This is a genomic window from Sphingomonas sp. S-NIH.Pt15_0812 (assembly GCF_003951315.1).
In the GTDB taxonomy this organism is placed as follows: Bacteria; Pseudomonadota; Alphaproteobacteria; order Sphingomonadales; family Sphingomonadaceae; genus Sphingomonas.
This window is the reverse complement of record NZ_QLJH01000041.1, coordinates 1-24,834: the sequence shown is the minus strand read 5'-3', so window position 1 is coordinate 24,834 and position 24,834 is coordinate 1. Positions and strand designations below refer to the sequence as shown.

The 24,834-nt window shown below is 59.4% G+C and carries 24 protein-coding genes and 1 pseudogene; 8 read left to right on the top strand and 17 right to left on the bottom strand.

From position 1 onward, the window contains the following. Nucleotides 1-375: 375 nt before the first annotated feature. Both BRX43_RS17925 and BRX43_RS17920 read right to left on the bottom strand, forming a co-directional pair. On the bottom strand, nucleotides 376-2,937 hold the full coding sequence (locus tag BRX43_RS17925; protein ID WP_164523668.1) for an EAL domain-containing protein: 2,562 nt from the start codon (nucleotides 2,935-2,937) through the stop codon (nucleotides 376-378). Between the two features lie 68 nt (nucleotides 2,938-3,005). After that, nucleotides 3,006-4,487 (bottom strand): diguanylate cyclase, encoded by a 1,482-nt coding sequence (locus BRX43_RS17920; RefSeq protein WP_125996450.1) that lies wholly within the window; start codon nucleotides 4,485-4,487, stop codon nucleotides 3,006-3,008. A 248-nt stretch (nucleotides 4,488-4,735) separates the two neighbouring features. Between BRX43_RS17920 and BRX43_RS17915 the strand changes: the two genes are divergently transcribed. Next, nucleotides 4,736-4,969, top strand: coding sequence for a hypothetical protein (locus tag BRX43_RS17915; RefSeq protein ID WP_125996449.1), 234 nt, complete (start codon nucleotides 4,736-4,738; stop codon nucleotides 4,967-4,969). A 16-nt stretch (nucleotides 4,970-4,985) separates the two neighbouring features. Here BRX43_RS17915 and BRX43_RS17910 read toward each other — a convergent pair whose 3' ends face one another. Continuing rightward, a complete protein-coding gene (locus BRX43_RS17910; protein ID WP_164523666.1) occupies nucleotides 4,986-5,408 on the bottom strand; it encodes a GAF domain-containing protein in 423 nt (140 codons plus the stop codon). Nucleotides 5,409-5,831: 423 nt separating this feature from the next. Beyond that, nucleotides 5,832-6,032 (bottom strand): 30S ribosomal protein S21, encoded by a 201-nt coding sequence (gene rpsU, locus BRX43_RS17905; protein WP_125996447.1) that lies wholly within the window; start codon nucleotides 6,030-6,032, stop codon nucleotides 5,832-5,834. Nucleotides 6,033-6,232: 200 nt separating this feature from the next. On the opposite strand from rpsU, the gene BRX43_RS17900 reads away from it, so the two are divergent. The 4 genes from BRX43_RS17900 to BRX43_RS17885 all read left to right on the top strand — a co-directional run bounded on the left by BRX43_RS17900 (nucleotide 6,233) and on the right by BRX43_RS17885 (nucleotide 8,595). Further along, entirely contained in the window at nucleotides 6,233-6,508 is a 276-nt protein-coding gene (locus BRX43_RS17900; protein ID WP_125996446.1) for an HU family DNA-binding protein, read from the top strand. Between the two features lie 62 nt (nucleotides 6,509-6,570). After that, nucleotides 6,571-7,455, top strand: coding sequence for a 3'-5' exonuclease (locus tag BRX43_RS17895; protein WP_125996445.1), 885 nt, complete (start codon nucleotides 6,571-6,573; stop codon nucleotides 7,453-7,455). Between the two features lie 112 nt (nucleotides 7,456-7,567). Beyond that, nucleotides 7,568-8,080 carry a hypothetical protein gene (locus BRX43_RS17890; RefSeq protein WP_241215053.1) on the top strand — a complete coding sequence of 171 codons (513 nt, stop codon included), beginning with the start codon at nucleotides 7,568-7,570 and terminating at the stop codon, nucleotides 8,078-8,080. Nucleotides 8,081-8,187: 107 nt separating this feature from the next. Next, a complete protein-coding gene (locus BRX43_RS17885) occupies nucleotides 8,188-8,595 on the top strand; it encodes a host attachment protein (protein WP_241215052.1) in 408 nt (135 codons plus the stop codon). Between the two features lie 67 nt (nucleotides 8,596-8,662). Here BRX43_RS17885 and BRX43_RS20425 read toward each other — a convergent pair whose 3' ends face one another. The 4 genes from BRX43_RS20425 to BRX43_RS17865 all read right to left on the bottom strand — a co-directional run bounded on the left by BRX43_RS20425 (nucleotide 8,663) and on the right by BRX43_RS17865 (nucleotide 10,943). Further along, the gene (locus tag BRX43_RS20425; RefSeq protein ID WP_164523665.1) at nucleotides 8,663-8,806 is read right to left on the bottom strand and encodes a hypothetical protein; all 144 of its coding nucleotides are present in this window, start codon (nucleotides 8,804-8,806) and stop codon (nucleotides 8,663-8,665) included. Next, nucleotides 8,787-8,912 (bottom strand): hypothetical protein, encoded by a 126-nt coding sequence (locus BRX43_RS21205; protein ID WP_277600172.1) that lies wholly within the window; start codon nucleotides 8,910-8,912, stop codon nucleotides 8,787-8,789. Before BRX43_RS21205 ends, BRX43_RS20425 begins: the two co-directional genes overlap by 20 nt. A gap of 916 nt (nucleotides 8,913-9,828) precedes the next feature. Further along, nucleotides 9,829-10,344, bottom strand: coding sequence for a MucR family transcriptional regulator (locus BRX43_RS17870; RefSeq protein WP_125996442.1), 516 nt, complete (start codon nucleotides 10,342-10,344; stop codon nucleotides 9,829-9,831). A gap of 266 nt (nucleotides 10,345-10,610) precedes the next feature. Continuing rightward, nucleotides 10,611-10,943, bottom strand: a complete 333-nt coding sequence (locus BRX43_RS17865) for a hypothetical protein (protein ID WP_125996441.1) — start codon at nucleotides 10,941-10,943, stop codon at nucleotides 10,611-10,613. 142 nt (nucleotides 10,944-11,085) lie between these two features. Here BRX43_RS17865 and BRX43_RS17860 point away from each other — a divergent pair, with 142 nt between their 5' ends. Beyond that, nucleotides 11,086-11,601 carry a DUF6438 domain-containing protein gene (locus BRX43_RS17860; protein WP_241215051.1) on the top strand — a complete coding sequence of 172 codons (516 nt, stop codon included), beginning with the start codon at nucleotides 11,086-11,088 and terminating at the stop codon, nucleotides 11,599-11,601. Between the two features lie 260 nt (nucleotides 11,602-11,861). Continuing rightward, nucleotides 11,862-12,098: an SWIB/MDM2 domain-containing protein gene (locus tag BRX43_RS21240; protein WP_346962871.1), complete on the top strand. Its 237-nt coding sequence runs from the start codon at nucleotides 11,862-11,864 to the stop codon at nucleotides 12,096-12,098. Nucleotides 12,099-12,201: 103 nt separating this feature from the next. On the opposite strand, the gene BRX43_RS17850 is transcribed toward BRX43_RS21240, so the two are convergent. The 8 genes from BRX43_RS17850 to BRX43_RS17815 form a co-directional block, all read right to left on the bottom strand. Next, the gene (locus BRX43_RS17850) at nucleotides 12,202-12,420 is read right to left on the bottom strand and encodes a hypothetical protein (protein ID WP_125996440.1); all 219 of its coding nucleotides are present in this window, start codon (nucleotides 12,418-12,420) and stop codon (nucleotides 12,202-12,204) included. Between the two features lie 432 nt (nucleotides 12,421-12,852). Next, on the bottom strand, nucleotides 12,853-13,539 hold the full coding sequence (locus BRX43_RS17845) for a hypothetical protein (RefSeq protein ID WP_125996439.1): 687 nt from the start codon (nucleotides 13,537-13,539) through the stop codon (nucleotides 12,853-12,855). Nucleotides 13,540-13,840: 301 nt separating this feature from the next. Beyond that, on the bottom strand, nucleotides 13,841-16,723 hold the full coding sequence (locus BRX43_RS17840; protein ID WP_164523664.1) for a hypothetical protein: 2,883 nt from the start codon (nucleotides 16,721-16,723) through the stop codon (nucleotides 13,841-13,843). A 14-nt stretch (nucleotides 16,724-16,737) separates the two neighbouring features. Continuing rightward, a complete protein-coding gene (locus BRX43_RS17835; protein WP_125996437.1) occupies nucleotides 16,738-16,974 on the bottom strand; it encodes a metallophosphoesterase in 237 nt (78 codons plus the stop codon). A gap of 674 nt (nucleotides 16,975-17,648) precedes the next feature. Continuing rightward, nucleotides 17,649-17,933 (bottom strand): hypothetical protein, encoded by a 285-nt coding sequence (locus BRX43_RS17830; protein ID WP_125996436.1) that lies wholly within the window; start codon nucleotides 17,931-17,933, stop codon nucleotides 17,649-17,651. Then, nucleotides 17,933-18,985, bottom strand: a complete 1,053-nt coding sequence (locus BRX43_RS17825) for a hypothetical protein (protein WP_125996435.1) — start codon at nucleotides 18,983-18,985, stop codon at nucleotides 17,933-17,935. The genes BRX43_RS17830 and BRX43_RS17825 overlap by 1 nt, the downstream gene beginning before the upstream one ends. Nucleotides 18,986-19,435: 450 nt before the next feature. Continuing rightward, nucleotides 19,436-22,012 (bottom strand): hypothetical protein, encoded by a 2,577-nt coding sequence (locus BRX43_RS17820; RefSeq protein WP_206433267.1) that lies wholly within the window; start codon nucleotides 22,010-22,012, stop codon nucleotides 19,436-19,438. An 85-nt stretch (nucleotides 22,013-22,097) separates the two neighbouring features. Further along, the gene (locus BRX43_RS17815) at nucleotides 22,098-23,411 is read right to left on the bottom strand and encodes a hypothetical protein (protein ID WP_125996433.1); all 1,314 of its coding nucleotides are present in this window, start codon (nucleotides 23,409-23,411) and stop codon (nucleotides 22,098-22,100) included. Between the two features lie 311 nt (nucleotides 23,412-23,722). On the opposite strand from BRX43_RS17815, the gene BRX43_RS17810 reads away from it, so the two are divergent. Beyond that, nucleotides 23,723-24,610, top strand: coding sequence for a DUF2971 domain-containing protein (locus BRX43_RS17810; RefSeq protein ID WP_125996432.1), 888 nt, complete (start codon nucleotides 23,723-23,725; stop codon nucleotides 24,608-24,610). Between the two features lie 114 nt (nucleotides 24,611-24,724). On the opposite strand, the pseudogene BRX43_RS20615 reads toward BRX43_RS17810, so the two are convergent. Then, nucleotides 24,725-24,834: pseudogene (locus BRX43_RS20615) on the bottom strand (IS630 family transposase); the annotation flags it as partial.

The window sequence follows — 24,834 nt, the reverse complement described above, 5'->3', positions numbered from 1 at the left end:
GCCGCCCTGACCCAGCATGATCTCAACCTCGCGCAGCTTCCCGATGATTTCCTCGGGCTTGTGCTTCTTGGCAGGCATTCGTCGTCCCTTCCTTGGTCCAGACTGTCATAGTCGATGGACCACTCAGGGGGGGGCAGCTCAGGCAAGAGGTACGCTTGGCCAGCATATGCCCGTTCAGCCGCTGACTGGCGGCATTCGCGATGAAGAGGTGCAGCAGAGCATCCCACGCGTACTCGCCGAACATTTCCGGTGGCAGGCTGTCCCGTCGTTGCGCACGATTGTCGAGGATCGTTTAGGCCAGGCGGGCCTTCAATCATGCTCTACCATCCCCCCAAAACCTCTCACCACTTTTCAATGAATGCTAGTCGGTGCTATTCAAATGGCAAAGTCCTGACAATCTGCAGTTGGTGGGTCCGTAACCAAGGCGTTATAGGCATCGGACGGTGTCATGGGTTTGCCCGTCAGATACCCCTGAACATGGCTACAACCGAAAGCCGTCAGCAGCTGGAGCTGTTCCTTAGTCTCTACGCCCTCGGCAACCACGCCCATGCCAAGGGCCGTACCAAGCTGGGCGACCGCCTTGATGATCGCCTGTGACGCAGTTGAGGTGGGCGCGATATCAACGAAGGTACGATCGATCTTGACCTTGTCGAATGGAAACCGTTCGAAATAGCTGAGCGACGAATACCCCACGCCAAAGTCGTCCATAAGGATCTGGATGCCGAGCGAGCGGAGCTGCTGCAATTGCTTGAAGGTACGATCGACATCTCGGATGAGTAGGCCTTCGGTCACTTCCAGCTGCAGGCGCTCGGGCGCCAGACCAGTGTCCTCGAGAACCTGACGTACCGTTTCACACAGTCGATCGTTCTGGAACTGGAGCGGCGACAGATTGACTGCAACACGGATATGATCTGGCCACCGTGTCGCCTCAATGCATGCCTTGCGCAGCAGTCCGGCACCCAATTTCTCGATCAGGCCGCATTCCTCGGCAAGGCCTATGAACTCGGATGGAGGGATGCTGCCGCGAACATCATGCGTCCAGCGGGCAAGCGCCTCAAAGCTGGTAATCTGTCCACTTCCAAGCGATCGAACCGGCTGAAAAGCCAGGGTGATGGCATCAGTCTCGATCGCCTCGCGCAAGGCGATCTCAAGCATCTGGTGATCGCGCATCGCTGCATCCATCTCCTCGCTGTAAAAGCAGGCGGTACCCCGACCCTGGTCCTTGGCGCGGTACAAGGCGAGGTCGGATGCCTGCCGCACGGCCTCGGCGGTTTCGCCGTCTTTCGGAAACAGGGCGACACCGACACTGGCACCGACATGGGCTCGAGCTCGATCGGTCTCGATCGGCGCCTCCAGTGCGGCCACGATTGCCTGAGCAAGACGACGGCAACGCAGGTGCGCATCGTCACCAACCAGAACCATCACGAACTCGTCACCGCCAACGCGGGCGAGCAGATCACCGGAACTCGCCGAGCCGCTCAAGCGCAGCGCAACCCGCGCCAGGACATCGTCCCCGACTACGTGGCCGAACTGATCGTTGATCGCCTTGAAGCGATCGAGATCGATGCTGAGGAGTGCAAAGGGCGAACGTGTCTCCACCAGCATGCCGAGGCGCTCGATGTAGCTTGCCCGGTTCCGCAAGCCAGTCAGCGAGTCGTACGTGGCCAATCGAGTGACCTCTGCCTGAGCCTGTCTCATCTCCGTGACGTCCTCGGTCAAGCCCAAGAGATAGCGCGGCTGGCCATGTAGTGAGTCGACCCTCAACCGCTTGGTACGAAGGTGCACTTGCTGACCATCGGCGCGAACATGCTCGCTTTCGAAGATATGGACACCAGGCGTCTCACAGGCCGCACGATCACGAGCTTCATAGCCCTCGCCACGACCGGGGAAGAGCTCGCTGTCGGTACGGCCGATGAAGTCGGCTTGTGGTAGCTCGGCGATCTCCGCACCGGCCTTGTTCATCAGCAGGTAGCGCTGCGTGTCGACGTCCTTGACGAACAGCATGGCTGGCAGATGTTCGATCACGGTGTTGAGGAAAGCTCGCGCTTGTTCACGCTCATGCTCGAGCAGCTTACGCGCTGACACGTCGCGGATGATCGCAGCAAAGGCCAGGGAGCCAGTCTCAGTCTGCCAGCGGCTCAGCGAGAGCTCAATTGGGAATTCAGAGCCATCCGCCTTGGTCGCCGTTAATGCGACCATCTGGCCAGCAAGCTTCATGTGCCCGCCTTGCGCAGCCGCTGCGAAGCCAGCACGGTGTGCTGCTCGAAAGCGCGGCGGCACGATGATGCTGAGTTCTGAGCCAATGGCGTTAGCAGCCGACCGCCCGAACATAGTCTCGGCAGCGGCGTTCCAGAAAGTGATACGTCCGATACTGTCCGCACACAGAATGGCGTCCGAGGTCACATCCACGACCTGGCTGGCAATCAGGCCGAGTTGCCGGTTCTGCCGGGCCTCAATCCGGTCGGTGACGATGCGGGCGAGCTCGGTGAGGGCAGTTCGTTGCCCGTCCGTCAGGCCGAGCCTGGGCTCATGCCCCATCACGCACAAACGGCCGAGACAATGACCGGTCGAGGTGATGAGGGGTGCGCCGGCATAGAAGCGGATTGCACCATCGCCTTGAGTCAGCGGATTACCGATGCAGCGGCTATCAAGATGGGTGTCCGGGATCACAAGGAGCGTCGGCTTATCGATCTCCAGACTGCACAAGGCATGCTCGCGTGGTACCTCCGGGACGGGTACACGCACCCGCGACTTGAACCAGCCGCGGTTCGCATCGATCAGCGTGACGGCTGCGCTTGCTGCATCGCAGGCGAGTGCGGCGAGCCGGGTGATCTCGTCGAACTCCTGCTGAGGCTGCGTATCCAGGATTTTCATATTCAGCAGGCTCGTCAGCCGGGCAGTCTCCAGCTCCGCTGCGATATCGCGACGATCGGTCATAGACCGCATGCTAAGGTCGAACAGCTAATTAGTCATTGATATACAACCATCTTCACTGTGTTGCCGCGCTACTCACCGCGGCACACGCTATGGTCGATGCTGTGGCAGAAGGTGGTTACGGTTCCCCGTTCCGTGCGCTTGCCATGGTAAAGCGCTGCATCTGCGCGGCGGAGTAGATCGCGCTCGGTCAAGCCGGGTTCGAACCAGCTGATGCCAATAGTGCCAGACACGGCGAGCGAGGCGCCATCCGCTGTATCAATGTCGTGACGTAGATCGTTACCTAGAGCGTGCGCCAACGAGGCTAATGCGGTTTCATCCAGGCCTTGGGTGATGATTGCAAACTCATCACCGCCCAGCCGAGCACAGATCTGGCCTGCCAGATAGGGTAATTGCAGAACCATCGCGACTGTCTGGAGCATCTGGTCTCCCCTCAAATGGCCGAGACTGTCGTTGACCGCTTTGAAGCCGTCGAGATCGATAAGGAGGAGAGCAAAGGACTGCGTATCACGACGTGCGGTCATGATCGCTTCGCTGAGCGCGCGGTTGAAGCCAGCGCGATTGGTCAAGCCGGTCAGCTCATCGGTGGTTGCCGACCGTCGCAGAGCCTGCTCCATTTCATAACGTGCAGTAATGTCCTGGAACACACCGATCAGCGCCACAGGTTTGCCGCCTTGCAGCTGCAACTCTCCCATGCAGCGCACGCGCTTGGGCCTGCCGGTGGCAGAAATGAAATCAGCTTCCTCGTCGAACGCTCGGCCTTGGTCGACAGCCAGGGCGATTGCGTCGCTCAGGATGGCGCGCGAGCGGTCGGGGTAGAAGTTCATCGCTTCCTCAAGCGACGGAGTGTGAGCCGTAGGCAGGTCGTAGATGGCGTAAACCTGTTCTGACCAGTGGATGTGGTTATCCGCCAGATCGAGACGCCACGAGCCGATACCGGCGATGCGTTCTGCCTGTCCGAGCTGACGATGCAGCTGCCCGAGACGGCGCAGGCCGTCTTGTCGCTCGAGCGCCAGGTTCGCCAGCTCCATCGCTGTCAGCCGGCTACCAACCAGAGCAGCAGCAATTGCCGCGAGTTTTTGAAGCTCGAGGACATCTGCTTCGCTGAATGCTCGGGGCTTGGTGAAGACCGCACATAGTGAGCCGGCCAGTACGTCCCTGCCATCTTCGCCGTGTACGACCACCGGCATGCCGATATAGGCAGCGATGTTGGGAACACCGGTGACCAGTGGATGGTCCCGGTACGCCGGGTCGGCTTGCGTGTCCGGGATGATTACCACTTCATTGGTATCGACAACCCGTCCACAGAAGCTGTGCTCTCGGGGCATTTTCTTGACATCGACGCCGCATCTCGCCGTCAGCCACTGCCAGTCACGGTCGAGCATGGAGAAGGCGCTCATGTCGCTCCCCAGCACGCGCCCGACAAGCTCAGCGACTGCAGTGAGCTCGGTTTGCGGCAAGCACAGCCTCGCTGCAGGCCCGTCCAGCAGTTCGGCTTGGAGTTGCGTACGCGGAGGATGCGCAGGGTCAGCGAGAACGGAGCCGTGATACATGAAACAGCTGTTTGCACGTCGATCGTAAACGGCGCGTAACCCATTAGGCTGGTAGCTGCGATGCCAGCCCCTCCCAATCCCGATGGTCGATGCCGATAGGCGATCCACAGTCACGCGGCGAGATAGGGCCGCCTTCTTCACTGATTTATATGATTATTTGGCGGAAGGCTGGTTGCTGCGGTTTGCGATGAGGTGCAATGCGAGCCACCTCCGCTGCATCAGTGGGGGTGAGTGCGTCAGGATGTTACATGGATGAAGAACCCCAGCAGGAGGCGCGTGACGCCTATTTGAGAATGCGTGCAGCAAAAGAGATCGAGCTTCGTACGTTCCGGAACGCCTTGGCAGAGTGGCCAGACAATCGACAATCCGACATACGGCAGGGCATTGCTGAGCTGGTTGCCGTACTGGAGAACGATATTGCTGTGCTCGACAAGCTTATCGCGGCTTGGGATGCCGATGCGAGGCAGGAGCCAGGGCGGTAAGTTGCAAAGCGGTCAATCAAATTGACGATGTAGGAGCTACTTGCGCTGCCAAGGCCTGTAGCTTTTCTAAATCGTCTGGGTCAGTGACTTGCCTTGGGAACCTGCTCGAGGCGCAAAGCGCGCCAAGCGCATAGCCTTGTGCGTCGATGATCGGGGCAGCGACGAAATACCGGATCAGGTCGACCCTGACAAACGGGTTTGCTCCAAATCGACCATCCTCTTTCGCGTCAGCTAAACAGAGAACCTCTAAAGGCGAAAGGATGGCATGTGCCGCCAACGACCGTGCACGATCATAGCGGCCAAGACGCCCTCCGGATGAGGCAATCACCTCTTGCACTTCATCGAATATCAGAGCGATGCCAGCCCAATCTGCCCGAAACAGGTTCTTTGCATTAAGCGCAATAGCATGAAGGATGGGATTGTTGATTGCTTCTAGCAAGCGAGATTCGTACACACGGTGAGTTCGAGCAATCTCGTTTGATGGAAATGGTGCCGGCTCGTAGAATGTAACGGACAATCTGACGCCTCTTCTCGAACTCTTTTATGTTTCCCTGCCGCTTGTTCGCAGCACTCCTGTCGGAGTGTGGTTGAGCGTAGCAGGCATGAACATTTCAGAGAGCGGTTTGAGCCAGATTTAAAAAGTAAGGTTTAACTAATATACGTCCCATTTTGGGACAATTTAATCCATATTGTAAAGCCACGACGGCTGCTCAATGTGTTGAACCGACTCGCCAGCAAACACGAGCGTTCGACCAAAGCATCCATTCGGGTGCATTGCCTGGATTGATGGTGATGTGACCGGCGATTTGCTGTTTAAAGCAAAGCGGCTTGTTGGCTGCTGGCCAAGCGATCGCTTTGGGGATCAACGATCCCGGTCAGCGCGCTTCCGATCGGCTTTGCGAGCACGGCTGATTGCTGCCGCGCGCTCGCGAGCGCGCTTCTCGGACGGCTTCTCATAGTGCCGGCGCAAGCGCATCTCGCGGTAGACGCCTTCACGCTGCAGCTTCTTCTTGAGCGCACGCAGCGCCTGGTCGATATTGTTTTCGCGGACGATGATCTGCATGGGCGGTAAGGCTTCCAACGAGCTGCGGCGAGTGCGGCAACGGTGGTGCCTGCATGGCGGCGGGGCGGTCAAGCCAAGTAGGGACGTCTGGCGAATTTATCTTCGTTCCAGATATTGGTGTGGGGTGATTGGCTGGGTTGGCGATTGATCGGCAGCCACCCTGCTGCGTAAGGAGATCTCCCCTTTTGAGGACACCTTCCATGAACAATGCCGAGCTTGCCGAGACACTGGTGACTGATCACGCGATGAGCAAGGCCGACGCTCGCAAGGCGGTCGATGCGCTGATGGCCGCGATTGTCACCGCAGCTGCCAAGGGCGAGGAGATCTCGCTGGCCGGCTTTGGCAAGTTCAAGGTCAAGGACAGCCCGGCGCGGGAAGGGCGTAACCCTGCGACTGGCGAGGCCATGCAGATCGCTGCATCCCGCAAGCTGACCTTTGCGCCCGCCAAGGCCGTCAAGGACGCGCTGAACGGCTGATTGGACCTTTAGCGACACTCTTGTCCTGTGCCGGGGGCAGGGGTGTCGCTTGATCCTGCAGACTGTCGATCGATGTCCGTGAGTTACGGGCAAACCCCGTACGAGCGTGCCGCTACGATGCTCGATGCGCACCTGGCTACCGGGTACTGCGCGCCCTGCCACCGCCGGACTGCTATCCGGTTGCCGAGGCGCAAGGTCCGGTACGCACAGCCGTCGTCATCGATGTCGAGACGATGGGGCTGGGTATCGATGACCCGATCATCGACCTGGCTATTCAGCGCATCGCCTTCGATGCACGCGGGGTGATCGTCCGGGTCGGACAACCCCGGCAATGGTTCGAGGACCCAGGGACGCCGATCCCGGCTGAGATCACGCGGTTGACCGGCATCACCGATGCCGATGTCGCGGGCAAGCGCATCGATGCCGATGCTGCAGCAAGCCTGATTACCAGCACGACGCTTGCGATCGCGCACAACGCTTCCTTCGATGCTCCTCGTGTTGAGCGACGTCTGCCCGCTGTCGCTGGTCACGCCTGGGCATGCTCATGCAACGAAGTGCCCTGGCCCGACCTCGGCTTTGACGGGCGCAAGCTTGGTCACCTCCTCATCCAGCAAGGCATGTTCCATCAGGGGCACCGGGCTGCAGCCGACGTCTGGGCAACGATCAATCTGCTTGGCAGCGTCATGCCGGATGGTGAGACGGCCTTGTGCAAGCTTCTGCGCCAGGCCGAACAGGCAAGCGTGCGGATCGAGGCGACGAATGCTCCGTACGAGGCCAAGGATGGTTTGAAGGCCAGGGGCTACCGTTGGAACGGCGACAAGCGAACGTGGTGGATCGAACTTGTCGCCACAGAACAGCAAGCCGAGCTCGACTGGCTGCGGGAAGCCTGCTCCTGCCATCAGCCGGCCGTGGAAGCGGTGACCTGGAGGCAACGTCACCGTCGATAATGGCGGTAGGTTTGATCGAGGATCGTGCTGTCAAGAACAGCCGTCGAGAATTCTGGTCAAGCAGCACGGATAATTTAGCCAGCGGCCTCGACAGGGAATCATCAACTGCGGCATGAGTGATGGTCTGATGCCGATCCGACCCGAGCACGTCTTTCTCTACCCGATCGACTGGCAGCATATCTCGCACTTCATCCGCTTCAAGCGGGCAGGGGGCGTTTGCGAGCATTGTCGACGTCCACATGGAAAGCGCATCTTCCATCTCGGGGACGGGCGTTGGTGGGATGCAGACCGGCTCTATTGGCGGTGTTCGAGAGGCCGGCGGGTAAAACGTCCCACGGAGGACATCCTCGGCTTGGGCAGATGGACCAAGGTGGTGCTGGCCTGCGCGCACCTCCACCACGATCCTAGTGACAGCGCCTTCGATAAGCTGGCCGCCTTGTGCCAGCGTTGCCACATGATCCACGATGCACCCGAGCATCGCCGTCGTCGCTGGCTGAACGCACATTGCCGGCGGGCACTGGGCGACCTCTTCTCTGGGCCCTATCCTCAGCGCGGTGCGGACTGGATCACGCCGACGCCTGCCAGCATGCTGGACGATGCAAGGGTGATGTACACGCGCATCTGACATAGCAGTTGGCCCCCAAAGAGCATCGCCTGATTGGTGAACCGCTCCGTGAGCTTGGACGTTGACCTTCAGTTAGGGCCAACCGGCTCAGCCTCATGGGATATATCATGGTAGATCTGAAAAAAGGTGCCCTCGTTGCGGTTGTCGATGGCGAGCAGCTGAAGCTGTTCAAGAATGCTGGCGATGCGGGATCGTTGAAGCTGACCGAGACGCCGTCGGGCGATGTGTCGACCGAGAATAAGGGCTCCGGCGGACGGCATGCGAGCAGTTCGGCCAATCCGTCCGACAGCCAGCAGGATGAAGATGCTTTTGCCGCTGGCGCAGCCGAGATCCTCAATCAAAAGGTGATGAGCGGGTCGGTTGATGAGCTGGTGGTCATTGCAGCACCACGCACTCTGGGTGAGCTGCGCAAGCACTATCACAAGACGCTCAGTGCCAAGCTGGTTGCGGAAGTCTCAAAGGACCTGACTGGTCACTCGGTGGCCGACATCGAGAAAGCGGTCCACGCGGCCTGACCATCTGCATCGGCGACAGTACCAGGTAAGAGGGAGCCTGCCGCAGCGTTGCGGCAGGCTCTTGTCATCAGGCCTGGGTCGGCGTGGGGCTGTCGCTCGGCGTGTCACCAGGATCGCCCGGCTCGATCACCGGGGGTGCGGGATTGTCCGAACCTGGAAAGCTCTCGGGCTGGTCGTCGGGGTTGGACGGATCAGTCGGGATCGTAGCCATGCGGTTTCTCCTCAGTGGACGGCTTCAACCATCGGTCGCGATTTGGGTTCGGCAGCATGAAGGCCGGAAGTTCGACAATCATATCTTCCGCACCGAACAGGCTCATCGCCCGCCCTGGAAATTGAACGTGAAGCGGTATGGTTGCCTTGAGCCTCGCTGACGAGCCGTCTGCGGAAGCGGGTTAGCCTCGATCAACGCCAGGCTACCGTCCGCGACGTGGACAGGCACGCCAAGCTGAAGGTCCAATCGTCTGGACCACCCGCCCCCGAACACTGTTACCTGCACGATCAGACGGCCTGCCTGAACACACTGTACGTCACTGGGGCAGCGACTATCCTCGATGACACGATCTGCCCGTACCCGGGGCCCGTTGACGGCAGCCGTTTGGCCCAGACGCACCGGACCCTCAACGGGGCGGGTTGAAGCGCAGCTGACGAGGAACGGCACGGCGCAGCCAACAATGGCCGCCTTTGTCCAGCAAGAGTGATCAGCCACAGGATGCGGCGATCACTCGGCCATTGGCGATGGTGACTGTGACACGTTCCTCTCGAAAATCCTTCGTCGTTGCATCACCTGGAGCGATACGCCTGACGATCGTACTCCCCGTGCCGTGCATAATGGTAGCATCATCAGGAGCGATCTTGCCGACGAGTGCTGCGGCACTGGCTGGGCGACAGGTCGCCCGCCCGGGTTCAGCTGTGCCCGTCGAAGCGCAGGCGCCAAGCATGCTCATTCCAGCCAAGGCTGACAGCATGCCGATCGTCCTGACTGTCATCATTGTATCTCCAGCAGTGCTAAACTGCCGAGCTTCGTAGCTAGGCAAAGCTGAACGATGGACGGCTGAACCATTATCGTACCGGGTGGGCTTTGCCGCCCCATCATTTGTTCGTGGTCATCCTAACGGAGGTGGCGTACCCACACGGGCCACATCGGCGAGAGCAGATGTAGCGGCCAACCGTGGCCGATAGATTATCGGTTTGATCACCAGCTATGGGGTAGCCACCTGGCTACCCCGCGCCGTGTCATTCGGCAGTGCCGAGCGCTTCCTTGGCGGCATTGAGCGCCGCTTTGCCCCCACGCTTGGCCTTGGTGGGGGGAGACCCTGCGGCTCGCTCTGCCTTCTGCCCGGGCTTGCGACCCAAGCCGATCGACTTGGCCATGGTGCGGCGTGCTTCGCTGTAGGCCTCTGCCACCATCGGATAGTCCGCCTTCAAGTTGTAGCGGGCACGGTATTCCTCGGGCGTCAGCCCGTTGGTAGTCAGGTGACGGCGCAGCGTCTTGTACGGCTTGCCATCGATCATGCTGATGATGTGGTCCCTGCTCGCCAGTGACTTACGAGCGGTCACCGCCGGCGTGTACTCCACCGCAGTCTCTTCAGCAGGCGTCTCGGCGGACGATCCACCAAGCTTTTCGACGGCAGCATGCATGGACTGCAGGAACGCCGGCACATCATTCGCAGAGGTGCGGGTGTTGGGATTGCTCAGCCACGCGATGGTGAGTTCCGTGGCAAGCTCGATGGTGTTGGTTTCAGTGGTCATGGTGATCCTGATGTTTCACAGCGGGCGTTAGTGCATTTGGCTCTGTAGAGGGTTTGCAAAATAGATAGTTATACCATTTCACCTGTCAATGCTTGGGTGGTTGGATAACCACTTTCCACAAGAATATAGGCAAAGCGCTCATTCAACAATAGTGATGGCATGAGCTGGATTTTAGCGAGGTATGGTCGCTGGAGCAGGCTTTATGACAGAGGCGTTACATTTTCGTAGTCCGCGCTACCAAAGCCTTTGATCACCCGAAGCTGACGTCAGAATTGCAGCGATAGGATCGTGAGAAGCAGGAAACTGTTCACGATCAAGACAATGATTAGGGCGATGCGAAACCCCTGTTTGCGGATCAGCAGAAAGAGGGCCGTGAGCAGACCGATCAGCATCAATGCCGCGATCATGAACAGCTTCTCAAAAGCAGTACTCATGGCATTGCCGGCAGCGTCGCCGCCTACCGAAGGCGAATGCCCACCAAAAGCAACGTACGCCAGGACCAGGTTTATCAGCGCCATGATCCAAAATGTCAGCACGATCGGCGACAGACTGCCACGTCGAACGTCAGCCTGCTCGTTGGGGCGGTTGGTTTGATCCATTGTCCAACGATCGCATGGCGGCAACACGCCGTCCAGTTGGCGGTGTGATCCCCGCTCTAATCGTATGATGGCGTTCAGGATGCCAGCGCTAAATCCGGGACGGCATGCATATGTGACGGAAGAATGCAGGGAGGGCGGTGATATGGATAGGGCAGTGACGGTGAAATTGGCCGTGATGATAGCGGCAGCTTTAGGGCTGGCCGGCTGTGCAACAGTCGCTACCTCACAAGCCGGTCAGCTTACTGCGATTGAGAGCGAGACGATCCGCTACGAAACGGCCCCGTGTTATGGCACCTGTCCAGTCTATGCCGTGACGGTCACGCCTGACGGCAAAGGTACGTTCGAGGGCAGGCAGCATACCGCAGTCATCGGTATCAGGACGTTCCAGGCCACGCCTGCAGCCTACCGCGCGTTTGCCGGCAGACTGTCGCCGTATCGACCGACTGAAAATGAAATGCTGTACCAGCCCGGCACCCCGAACTGTGGTAACGCGCCGACTGACATGCCGAGCGTCGATGTCGTCTGGACCGAGCTGAGTGGCGGCTATCATCATCTTAACGTCTATTATGGTTGCGGCCCGCAGGCGATGCGGGACGCGCTTCGCGCTGCTCCGGGTGACCTTCCAATTGCTTCGATGATTGGCCGCAGGCGAGGGTAGGGAGGGGGCGTTTCAGGGTGTCTAAACCTCGAGATGCCAACACTGTTATGCTGTCTTTTCTGGCGCTTTGACGACGTGGCTCCTTCACGAGCGTGGAACTGGCGGAAATGGGTGAAGCATCGCTGACGATATCGGCGGTTGCCGTCTCTCCCGGCAAGCGGCATCACAAGCGTCGATTATCAAGGGAAGAGACGGTGGCGACGAAGAAGAAAGCCGGTGCTGAGGAAGCGGCAGCGACGCAGACCAAGGCAGGTACGGGTATCCATGCAGCCGTACAGCCCTCCAAGGAGCTCGGTGTGATCGTGGGCAACGATGCCCTGCCGCGCAGTGAGGTCATCAGCAAGGTCTGGGGCTACATCAAGTCCAAGAACCTCCAGAACCCTGAGAACAAGCGCGAAATCCTAGCCGATGCCGATCTCCAGAAGGTGTTCGGTCGCGACAAGTGCACCATGTTCGAGATGAACAAGTACATTTCGCAGCATCTCACCAAGGTCTGACATCGGGCGGCGGGGTGGGTGAGCAAGCCCATCCCGTTCTCACCCGCCTACCGTATCTCGGAACAACCTCCGCGCCGTTTTCTCGCAGCCGCGCCATACCCTCTCAGTGGCCCCGCTCTGCCAGTTCCAGTTCCAGGCTGACGATGGCGGCCTCGAGCAAGTCAGCCTGTTCATAGGCTGGTTCACGCTGTATTCGCCTCGCTTCCTGGATCAGTTCGTTCCAGTAGGCGACAGTGTCTTTGTAAACGGGATGGCCGCGCAAGCGTCGGGCGCTGGCAATCGCGTTGTTCAGGTTGTCCAAGATCGGACCATGAAATTTCATCGTGCCGGGGTAGCCCGGTGCTGCGTCGAATAGAACGACAAAGTTGCCCAGCTTTGTCTCGTTATGGTGGCGCGGAGGGTGCGTTGCTGAGGATGGTCTGGCGCCGAGAGCGGACGGTCTGCATTCGGGTGAAACTGGTGGGAACCGGCCTTTCCGCTTTCGGGCGTCGATCACGACAAAACGGACGTTCGTTCAGGCGGCAGGGCATGGGGTGTGGACGGGTCGTCCTCTCGAACCGTGAGCAGACTTGTGATGCGCCCTTTTGACACTTTGAAACCGGCACGAACCCGCGGGTCAACGGGCAGGATCACAACTGTCCGGTTTTGACACCATAACGTCATTAGCTATCAGCTAGCTGCGTTCGGCAGCTCTGCCGTACCGGCGCTTGCACGGTACCGAAAACAACGTTCATGCTGTGTCAGGCCTGCCCCCCTACAGCTTGTTCTTGTCTCGCTCGCGCTTGGCTGCCTCTTCCGCTGCCGCCGCGGCGTCGATTGCGGCCGAGTTGGCGTTGTTAAGATATGTCACCTCGATGTTTGCCTTCTGCCCCCGATCGTTTGGGCACGCCTCGACGTCAGCATCAGCCGAGCTGTTGCCAATCGCTGCCAGAGCACCGGCAAAGCCGGTCGCGCCATAGATGTGCTGCGGGATGCTTCCGGGCTCGAGGCGCAGAAGCACGCGCGTCGGCGTAGTGCTAAACGTATCCCTGATTGCAATGAGCTGACGATCCTCCGTCACCTCGCGCTGCGTTCGACCATCACCATATTTCTGCGCCAGCAGATCGCGCAACGTCTTGTACTTTTGGGTTGCGAGCCCGAGGCACGCTTCGCTTTGAAGACGCACGCCGGTCAGGCGGCTCGCCTTGAAGTCAGGTAAGATACGGTAAGGCAATCCTGCGATCTCAATCCCCCCGGCGGTGTAGCTGATCGACAGCGTTGGCCCCGTGCGCGATGGCTTCACTGTGACGGTCTTCACGCCCTCCACGCCACGCAAAGCGATCGCCGCTTCTTCCGCCGTCATGCCCTCTTGCAGAGTCTGCCATAATGATACGCGTTCGGACGCAGCTTCCCCTTGGCTTGCAGTTTGAATCGCGAGCGCAACCAAAAGTTCCCCAATCATCATTGCCCCCATACGATTGGCTCTCGAAGAGCCCGCCTCGAGCTTAGATTGAAAATGCGGCGCTGGCATCAGCCTCATGGTGAGGAGCGGAACTCAGCCAAACGGCGTTTCCGTTCGCCATGCGCAGCCGGCCTCAAATGCGCGCTTAAGCGTACGACCGCTTTCAGGCTTGCCGGTTTTTCGTCGCCGAAAAGCTGAGATCGACGCATTCCTGTCTCGCACCGCTGGCGTCAAAACCGACCGGTTTTGACGCTGCTTAGCCACAGGGCGATCAAACTGCCAAATCAGATCGCCAAGGCCGCTACTTAGTGGCTCCGTTCAGAACGTCTTGAAGGAAACCCCGCTTTTCTAGGAATCGCAGCCGTCGACTCACTGCCTTTGAGCCGGGAACCTCCTTTTTATAGGCACGCTTGGCACTTATGATGGAGATGAGTTGTTTCAAGTGGCTACGATCACGAGACTGCAGTATCTCGTGCTTTCCAATTTCAGACAGAACATCCGACATCATGCAAAGGAAGAATGACTCTCGCGGAGCTTTCTTAATTAATTCCCGTGCGCTGTCCTCCCATCCAAGGCCGCGTGATGTTACTATCAAGTGGAACAACATTACATCTACGTACCCAATTTCATTGGTCTTTTGCGCTTGGGCACGAAACACTCCCCCCAGCTTCCTTGTCCCTAAAAGCTCTGCTGTCTGTTTTGCCACAGAATAGCTGAGAGCGTCGACTATCGCCAGCATAGCTTGAGGTGAGTCAGGCACAACGTCTAGTTTGTTAAAATTTAGATAAGCCACTCCTCCCCAGCGGAAGTATCGTTCGGAAGCGAGCGCAGGAGCGCATAGTGAACCAATCTGGAATATAACATGCCGAGCTTGCAAGATCGCCATGAGTGCCGTGAGTTTTAGCTCACCTTGAACGTCATCAGCGTTACGCAGCGCGTCTATCAAGATATGTGTACATTCGAACAACGCTGACTCGAGTTGCGCGTATTTTGCCAGGTTGACTTCCTGACTAGCCGTTCGCTTTTCAGCGATTAAGGATGTTTTTACGGCATCGATCTCGGCAGTTGACTTTGGGCCGGCTTCTATTTGAGCTGCGATGGGTTTCCATAGCTTTTCTTCTTCCGCCTCGTTTGTAGGCCACAGGGCCCCCGCCAACGGATCAAAGCTTCTAGGAAAATACTTCTCATCAAACTCGGCAAGTCTTTCTTGCAGCTTGCTCGTAAGAACTTGAACAAGATTCGTATTGTCAGCGCTTATACCGGAAATTACGTCAACAACGCCAGAAACGCGAAGATACTCTTCTTCGTCTAGAAAGCTGCCTAACGCTTCCGACCTACTGGAGATATACCTTCCAAGAAAATAAGAGTAGAAGAAGCTATACTTGTGGAATATCGTTGACCCAATCTCTACAAATATTCGCGCTTCTAACGCTTCATTAAGAAGCACTTTGGCGTCGAAATCGGTAAGGGTTTCTCTCTGATACCTGCTAGCAAATTCCGTCCAATAGCGTCGATCGAAGGATCCTACTTTATCTAGGTACATTTGGTACGTAAAAGACGAGAGTAAATCAACTTTGTTCTTGCCGGTAAATGACTCGTTGTATGCATCACTCGGACGCCGTAGCATCTCGCTGACATATCGACCGACAATATCAACTCGATTAAGGGGATGGAACTCTCCTTCTCTATGAAGAATCCGCAGATACATAACGATGTTTGAGGGCGTTAAAGGGATGCACAATCCCAGAAGGTCACTATAGACCTTGTCCACAACGCCAGAAATAAATAGATCGTCCTGAGACTGAAAGAGTTCTTGCGCCATCGCACGGATGCCCGGCCGCGATTGCGTCCACAGGTAAAGCTGATCGAAGGATATCCCTATGCTCGTCAGATCTGTCCCTTTTACAGGAGACAGTGAGCGGTTCTGAGCAACCACAACGAACCTACAGAACCAGCCCGTTCCCTTGATCTCCCTCAAGAGGCGCTCGTGCCGGTCAACATCGAAATTATCTAAAACCAGAGTATTGTCTTGACTGCTATCAATACCATTAAAGTCAGATTCAAGTTTTTTCCGATAAGCTTGTAAATCGCGGGCGTCCTTTCGGTATACGTTCACACCCACTTCAGCGAGACGTGCAGCAATAAGCCGGCAAAGCGTTGATCCGCCATACTCGGAACGACTCTCGATTAAGTATGAGGACTTGGATGCGATTATGCTTGCAATTGAGACCTCTTCGGCTGCGTCATCGTGCTCATCGTGCTCATCTTGCTCTGGCGGCGATCTCATCAAGCGCGGCTCAGCAAAGAGCGGCTTCCCTGATGGAGCGAGGAACAGGTCTTGGTTAAAGTCAGCCATCGCACTTTTCGAAGATAATGCGGTGGAAGAAGTTCGCATGATTGATTGCGAGACATCGGCCATGGTTACAACATCGGTCGCGGCTCCATTGCCAATAGCTTCTTCTGGTAACGTCGACGCAAAGCGATCAACCACATAGTGGCCCTTGAAGTCAGGATTTCGTGCGAAGATACTCGGATCTATGGTCCATAGCTCGTGCGGGCTGTCTTCGTATCGAAACGGGGTCACGATGACTTTAGTCCCGGACCACTTAACCATCATAGATGTGTTCGGCCAGTTACGAGTCTGATACATCGCTCCCGCACTAAGGTGGATGGCGCCGCCATAAACGCCGGCGACCTGTTCCACGTCCGTTTCGTGAAGATGCCCGGAAAGGATACAATCTACGCCGGCGCGGAGAACCGATTTGATGTTTGCAGCTTCACTCGATGCGAGCCAATTTAAAGGATGATGCATCACTGCAATCTTGAATCGACGTTCGTCTGTAAACGCGTTCTCCATGGCGTGGCTCAGGCTTCGCCGTCCCACCCACAATTTCCCGTGATCATTATCATCCAGACAGAATAGCGCGGTGTTTATCGCTATGACCTCGACCGTTCCTGATGGCAGATCTAAAATGATTGGCGATGCACATGTCGTATTTTTTGGAAAAACTCTGAAGTCAGCAAAGTATTGGTCGTACCAATTTGAAAACGCCTTTAGACGAGTAGTTACGTGAATCAGGTCTTCTGAGGGCTCAAAATAGGTATCCGCATCGTCTGGACTGAGAGTTCTTATTATTCCACGACCAGCTTTCCGATCAATGTCGTGGTTTCCCGGCGTAACCACTAACCGGCTCTTCTCTAGCTTGAGAGTCGATAGCAGACGGTCAAAGAATTAGTTGCGGCCTCGTATTCAGATACCTGGCCCGAGTTTGCGATGTCGCCGCTGGCGATTACAAAGTCAGGGGAGCCGCTGCGCTCCACCAGGGCAGGCAAAGAGTTAAGGAAAGCATTCAGTACTACATCGCGATCATATGGATCGCCGTCCCTGAAATGAAAATCCGAGATGTGTAGCCAAGTCGCTTCATTTGCCGTCACGTTGATGCTCTCCCTTTCTTCCAGTGCTAACTGCCGAGAACGCAACGCGAAAGGAAAATCAGACAGGCTCGCACAAACCTCGTCGTCAGAGTTGCGAGCGATTGGCAGTGCCCACTCTGTTGGGCGTGAGCTAGAAAGCAATTTGGTGGAAGGAGCCGGATCGAGGTGTCACAACCGAGCGGTTGTGACACCGGGAAGCCGCGCCAACGTGAGATGAGCGAGCGGCAGCAACTACGCTTACGAAATTGGGGCTGCCGACGTTTGCACTTGGTCGCCGGGAAAGAAGGGAAGAGCGGCAGCTCCTGACCGGATCCGGCCGTTCGCGTTCACTCCTATGAACGTCCGCTCACAATAATAGCTGTCTATCGGTCTGGCCGAACCTGGAAGTTGGCAACGCGCCCGAGACAAGGCGATCGTCCAGACGTTCTGCAATTTCGAACCGGCTGCTCCGGCGCGTTGTGCTTTGAAAGCGGTGGCGCAGATCGTTAAGGAAATCGCGGGTTCCTACGCGTCCTAAAGTGCCGCACCGTCGCGGTTTGAATCACTCGCATCAAACGCGACGAGGAATATTGCCGACACGGAAACTGCCATATCCGTTTCTAAGCACCGGAAATCGTTGAGCCCTCTTTTGGCTCCGGCGGGTCGTCCCTTGTTTCGGCCCCTGGACTGTGGGATCAATTTCCCTTCGGCGGAAAGGCCAAGGCTTCGTAGCCCGCCTGATCAAGCGTGCAGTCTACTAGCTCTAGAAAGCTTGGCTTGCTCACGCCGATTTGTCTTGCCATCTGCCCGAGCAGGGGATCCCCGATTGTCTTGTGCGAAGTCCCCATACTCATCTTGGTCTTCTTGATCGTTTTTCGACCAGCAAGATTGTGGTAGATGTAATAGTGATGATCGCCGTCATCACGCTTGAAGCCTTTGCGTTGCAAAGAAGCGTCAATGTCCTTTCGATCTCTTGCCATCAGTCGAGAGGCCCAAAGCGCGAGAGTAGGTGTCGCTTTACCTCAAGCGCCTCCTCATCCAGTTCGTTATCTTCGGCTTGCGCGTATTGGCGCCAAACCAGGTCGAGTTCCGAAAGTACACTATCGCGAATCTCGGATACGTTATCCACGACGACATCGATACCCAGGCGATAATCTGCAAAACTGAATAGTCGATCCGCCCAATGGACAGTTAAAGGCAGACTGATCGGGCGATTAGTCCCAAAGCGCTTACCATCTGAGGTGAAGCAATCAATAGGTTGTATGTGCGGCTCAAGTTCCACGACGTGATAGATTTCGTCGAACGAACTTATGTCGCCGCGAGAATTAATCTTTGGACGTCCGCTGATCTTGAGCCGCTTGCGGACGTTGGTTTGAAGCCAGCTTTCCAGCGGCAGCGGATAGTCCATGCGGAGCGCGGGGTCTGAGCCGGGCTTGATAGTCATAATCGTCTGTTGATAGTCGATGGCTCGGAGCTTCCCCGCGACCGTCTCCTCATCGATTGCCGGTGGTCGGGGAGTGTCATACGCGTTCAGCAGAATTCGCGCGCGATCAGCCTTGAAAGCAAAGGGGCCGCGCGAACCGGCGCGGATCATCACTTCCAAGCCGCTACCTTCCGGCGGAAGCAAGCCGGTCGCCGCCTTAGCTAAAAACCAACGCTCCCGAGCGTTTGGAACCACAGCCTCAAGCCGCGCCTCCTCGCCGCTATCGAGGGCCCGCAAGGTCGCCAGCAGCTTTTCACGAGCGGCGAAGGACGAACCGCTCATCTCCCCCGTCTGTGAGGCGACAGCAAAAGGCTGAATATGGCTGCCCTCGCGAGGCGCGCGGCACACAACCGCGTACTCGCGCTTTACCTTAATGGTAGGCTTCAGCCTCTCGCTTAGGGCGCGACCCTCGGCGCGCATACCGATGATATAGATCATGCGCTGAAGCGCGTTCAGTGACGCGATCACTGCCTCGGCGGGAGCGCCGTGCAATCTCTGCACAGGTGCCCCGTCGAATTTCAGTTCAAGGTCAGTGTCTTTCTCGGCCACCTAGCTGCTCGTCCAATTCGTTCGGTGGCTTCCCACAATGAATTTGTGATCGTGTTAACAAGCCAACTCAGTAAATGAAAGGGCGGCGGAGAAGCCTAGATAATCCGCTTTGCCATCAGCGAATACGATGGGCAGCCCGTCGGCCGTAGGCGCCCGCGACCGCTGGTCCGCTAACGGCCAGCCCTGCTGGTTTAACGACCCTGAGTTGCCGAACGAGCGAACATCGACTCCCGGTGGAAGCCGACATTGTCAGACCCGGGCGCGAACCACGTCTTCGTCCCAGATGCCGTCATTCCCCAGCTATTCGTTGAGAGGTCGACCGGACATGAGCGGACGTGTGATGTTAGGGAGCGTGCAGCGACGCTTGAAAGTCGCTTAGTGGGTCTGGGCAGCGGGAACGCAGCGCGACAACCCGCTTCGGCATCTGGAGGAACCGCGCGTCCTCCGCCCTCACTCTGCTTCGGCGAGCACGCGGCTTAGCAGTGGCGAGACGCTCAGCCGCAGTTTCGGGTCGTTCCTAAGCTTGGCCGTGTAGGCCGCCACAGCTTGGCCATCCGGGTCGCGTCGGACGCCCAACCGCCAAGCCGCTAGCAGGAGCGCGGCGTCCTCGCCGCGCGGCCCAAGCTCCATGGACCGATCGAGTAGCACTCCGACGTCAGTTGCCGCATCGTCGTCGGTGCGGGGGCCGATCCCGGCGAGCCGCTCGCCTAGCGCCGCGTAGAAGGTGTCGGCGCGCTCCTTCGTAACCGCAGCGGCATCGATCGCGGCCGCCGCAGGGCCCTGCATCGCCCGAGCGACTGACATGCCTTCGGCAAGGGCAAGGTTGGAGGCGGCGGCGTCAAGCGCAGGCGCGAGTTCTGCCAAAACGCCGAGCCACTTGGCGAAGGCCAGCGTGGCGAACGTCCAGTTGTGGACCGTCACACGGTTGGGAACGCTGAGTGGGGGGATTGCGAAGCCGGCAAAGATCAGCGGCCTTGACGCGGCGGCGAGCCACATGTCCCGGAGCGGCTCGATTAACGCCCGCGTCTGTTCGGCAAACCAGGGCGGGCTGCCTAGGTCCTCTGCTATGGCGTCGCCATGACGGGCTAGGAGCAGCAGAACCTCATAGCCATCACGCAACGACGGGGACGACAGTTTGCCGGCCGCCGAACGCAGTATAAGATCCATACCGCGCAGCGCGTCCGCGATCCCGTCCGATCCGGCGACTCTGGGCGCGACGAGCAGAGCGTGTATCGCCCCTGTCGCAGCGCTCGAGGAGGGTTCGACGGCCCTTCTGCGGATACCGTCGACGATCGCCGCCAATCCCTGGCCGTCGATCTGACCTTCCACAACCGAAGGATCGACATCACGCAGTAGATATAGGAGGCCGGTATTCTCTTGCGCGGAGTTCAGCGCGAGCTTCACCAGTGCGACTGACCGCTCTCGGCGGAAGGCGACATCGTCCCGCGCGAGCCTAGTTGCTCCGGCAGATCCGAGGAGCCTAGTCGCTGCGCGCGTGACCGGCCACGCCGCTTCCTGCGGGAGCCGGCCGACCAGGTCGATGACGATCTTGCAAAGCGCTTTGGCGGACTGCGGGTCGAGGCCATCGATGAACTGCTCCGCCGCCTCGACAGCCTCCGAGATGGTGATCGCACTACGATTGGCGAGGATGCCGTCTAGCATCGCAACCACCTCCGGCCCAGCAAGCGTCCGGAACTCGGGACGCTCCCTGCCGACCGCCTTCAGCGCCCTCAGCGCGAGGCCGCCGGTGTTCGTGCTGGCCATCCCGGTGTGAGCGCCGGTGCGAGCTTCCTCCGCGAGGTCCGCGAGCATGCGGTGTGCGAGCCCCTTGCGGTCGGTCGGAAGGGCCAGCAGCCACTCGCGGCGTAGCGCCGTGGCCGCCAGCGCGCGCTTTAAGGCAGTGCCGGGACTGCGCCCGACGATCGCGAAGAGTTCGTCGAGTACGGCGTCGTCGACATAGGTCTCGACTAGGAGTTCGCTCCAGTCGGTTTTCTCGACCAGTTCGGTTCGCCCGCTCTCAACCAGCATCCGGACGGCGAGCGCGAACTGGCCGGGCAGACTCTGGCGTCCCAGCAGCGTCTCGAGCTCGTCGACAATCGAGCGACCATAGTGAGCCTTGGTCGCCCACGACACGACAGTACCGCCTAGCGCGGTCTGCCTGCGCAAGGTGGCCCAGAACCAGCGGTGCGCTTGCCGGAACTGCCCGACTGATGCGTACGTCATTGCGTTGTCGAGGTTATGGGAGTGAATGACGAGCGGCGCGAGGTAATCGGCGGCGCGACGGTCCGGCCAGACCGTCGAGAACGAGCCCCGCGCCATTGTCGCGTTCATGAGATCGAACCGGGCGTTTAGCGTCGCTAGCGGGGCCGTCTCGAGCCCCGAGCGCTCGACAAGCGCCTCAAGTAGCGGAGCGGCCGCGTCCGGCCCGCTGACGTGCCACGTTGCCATGGCGATTGACTGGACGAGTATGTCGCGTGTCGTCCGAACCGCGTCCTCCCACCCGGTCTCATCGGTCAGGAGCCTCTCGGCCGTCGAGTAGTGCGCAAGCGCGCCCTTCCAGTCGTCCACGTCGGCGTCGAGGTCTCCGACGTGCTTGACAAAGAGAGCCCTCAGAAGCGCAGGCGGCCCACCAATCTCGGCCTCGCCGCCGTCGGTCGAGCGCCGAGCGGCGACGAGCGCCATCTTTGCGTCGTTGATTGGATCCGAGCCTTGCCCGTCCAGATGGTTGGGCGTCGCATCCATGCCCGCCGAAGACAGCTCGAATGCGCTGATCAGGTCCCGAACCCATTCCGCCTCCCGCTCGTCGATCTCGTCGGGCGGCGGGCTCGGCGGGTCGTCACCGCGCCAAACGATCGTCGTGACGAACCGGGACAAGAAGTCGGTGAACGGCGCCTCGGTCGCTCGGGCCGCGATGAACCAACTCGCCGTCGTCGGGGGACCGGCCGGTTCGATGTCCTCGAAAAGGTCGTGGAGGCCAAGCTTGCCCGCGCTCGCGGCCTCGACAATCGCCGATGCGAGCTCGCGCATCAGGTCGGCCGAGAGCAGGTGATGCACGACAATCCAGTGCAGTGGGCGCGTGCGGAATGCTTCGAGACGGATGGCGTGAGGAGCGTCAGGCATGGGGTTCTCGGCGGGTCAGTCGATGGTCCCCCGCGTCATCGACCAAGCAGTCGGCGATCTCCCAAGCGACGATACTAGCGTCGGAGCGCCACGGCGAGCTCTCTCGCGGCAGACGGTGAACGTCGAACGCCAGCACACGTGCGGCGGCTGCATTGTCGCCTTCGAACGGATCGAGTCCTGCGACGAAGCCGCGGCTGCTCCAATCGGTCAGGGCTCGGTCGTCCGGATCCGACCAGCCGTTGTTCGGCTTAGGATTCTCCTTGCGACGTCCCCAACACGAGACGGACACGGCCGGATCGGTGTCAGAAAAGCGTGGCGGAATGGGGAGGAAGGTACCCGAGAGGCCGCCGCCTGACCTGTCTGGCAGTTCGGTGTAGTTAGCCAGGACGAACGAGGCAAAGTGGTGGCGCGATCGGTCTTGGTTCTGGGCCGCGGCGGTGAACGATTCCAGGAACTGCGAGTGCCAGACCCGGTAGCGGCTTCCGTCGCTTGACTTCCCGCCGGGCTGTGGTGTGCAGGTCGCGACCGAGACTACGTCGACATGATTGGGCGGGTCGCACAGGCAGCTGGCGTGGAGGTTTGCCGCAGGGATCGGCGCGGGCTGCTGCCGGTCGGTCCCGACGTCCAGCGCATCCGAGCAGATCAGCGGCTGGAGCGTCACCGTGCCGAAGCGGGGGTCCGTGGGCACGAGCGTGATCAGGGTCAACAGGTTAGCCTCGGCCATGTGGTTTTCGGGCATCCGGTCAACCTCGTACTTTGACCGCACTAGCTTGGGGTGGAGGCAGGCCCTCAACTTGGACTCAGCGTCTACCGCCAGCACGCATCCGAGGTTGAATGTGTGGTTGGGATCCTGCCGATCGAGCCATGCGGTGAAGCCGGTGAGGTCGTCAATGCCTGGATCTAGGAGCTTCCCGAGTTCATGGGCCAGCGACTTCGCCGCTACGCCGCCGAACAGGTGGGTGCTGGCGTCTTCGTCCGGCCTTAGTCCGATGTGGAGGCAACCCGACGGACCCTCGTTCGCCAGCGCCCGCGCGACGTTGAGGATGGCGGCGGCGGGTGCGAACGCCTCCGGGAAGGTAACGAGGTCGTAGCGACGCTTCGCCGGTGGAGCGACGGCGTCGTCGAAGCGGTCAACCGGCAGTGCCGCCGGCCGGACCAAATTCGCAACGACCGCGTTGAGGATCCCAGTGTGTTCCGGCGGATTGACCCTCCGGGGTTCGACCACCCGGATCGCAAATGGCAGAACTGTGCGCTCGACACGCCACTTCAGGTGGACGCCTTCGTAAGGTGAGGTGCGCGGAGCCATACCCCGCGATGGTTGGTGCCTACTCATGTGTCCTGTCAACCTAGTCGACAGTTGCCGCCGCGTTCTGACGTCATTCGTGGCGCGGCGGGACGGCCATCGGCGCTGGTCACAGGCCGCTGGCGCGGGCATGCTCGCTGGCGCTCGAACTAACGCGACCGTGCTCGACGTTCGGAATGTGAAAGCGGAATAGTGAAATGATGCTAGGTTGGATTGGATCACCTAGGGAAGAGAAGCCTTCCGGTCTGCCGCGCTGGTTCGGCGCGACTGGCACGGCGTCTCGCGCGATCTACGACCGCTTCCACGGCGCTGGCGTGCCGGCCGCGATCTACCACTACACATCGGTCGCGGCGTTGATTCCGATCGCGACGGCCAATGAGCTGTGGCTCAGCGACGCCACCTTCCTCAACGACCGCGCCGAAATTGGTCACGGCGTCGCGGTCGCGGCCGCCCGGCTGCGGGCGGCACAGGACGACGAAGCGGACGACCGGGTACGAGCGATGCTCGCCGAGGCCGCCAGGCTGCTCGTGAGCGAGCCCAGGCCGCCAGTCTACGTCTGCTGTTTCTCCGGCGAGCAGGACGATCTCGGCCAATGGCGCGGCTACGGCCGCGGCGCCCCGGTCGCCATCGAATTCCGCCAGTGGCAGCTGATGTTCGGCTATTCACAGGGTGTGTTCGGCGAGGTCCGCTACGATTTGGAGGAGCAGGCGTGGTCGTTCGATCAGCTGATTGAGGCGTACCGGGCCGCCTACCGCGTTGACCTCGACGATCCGCTGCCGCCCCCGCCGCGCAGGAAAGAGCCGATGACGCCGGAAGAGGAGCGCGTGCTGTGCGCCGGCAAGCTCCACACCGACCTGCGGCGCTACATCGTCACGTGCAAGGATCCCGCATTCGCCTCGGAGCGCGAGATCCGCTTCGTCTACGTGGCGTACTCGCTCGACGCTTCGTGGTTCCCCGGCCATCCGGCGCCCGCCTTCCGCGAGAACGCCGGCCGCATCGTCCCATACATGTCCTCGCGACGACTGGAGCCGGTGGGATGGGAGTCCGATCGCGAGGTTCCGACACTGCCGATACACTCAGTCCGCATCGGCCCAACGCCGGATCAGGATCTAGTCGCGCGCGGCGTCCGCCGGCTGCTGGACGCAGTGGGCCATACCGGCGCGGAGATAGTGCTGTCCGGCAGTCCGCTGCGCAGTTGGTGACGCACGTCCTCATGTAGGACAGTGTCTAGTTTCGATGTTGGTCGAGGCATTGCGGGCAATGTGCGACCGTGAACGAACGGCAGCAAACGGTTAGCTACCTAGACCATGATGACATCAGGCTGACGCATATCCGGAGTTGCGCAGATAGTTGCGGCACTCGTCTGGTGAGAAGGCATTGAGGAGCGATCCGACACGGCGCCATGTTGCTTCATGGGATCGCTCTG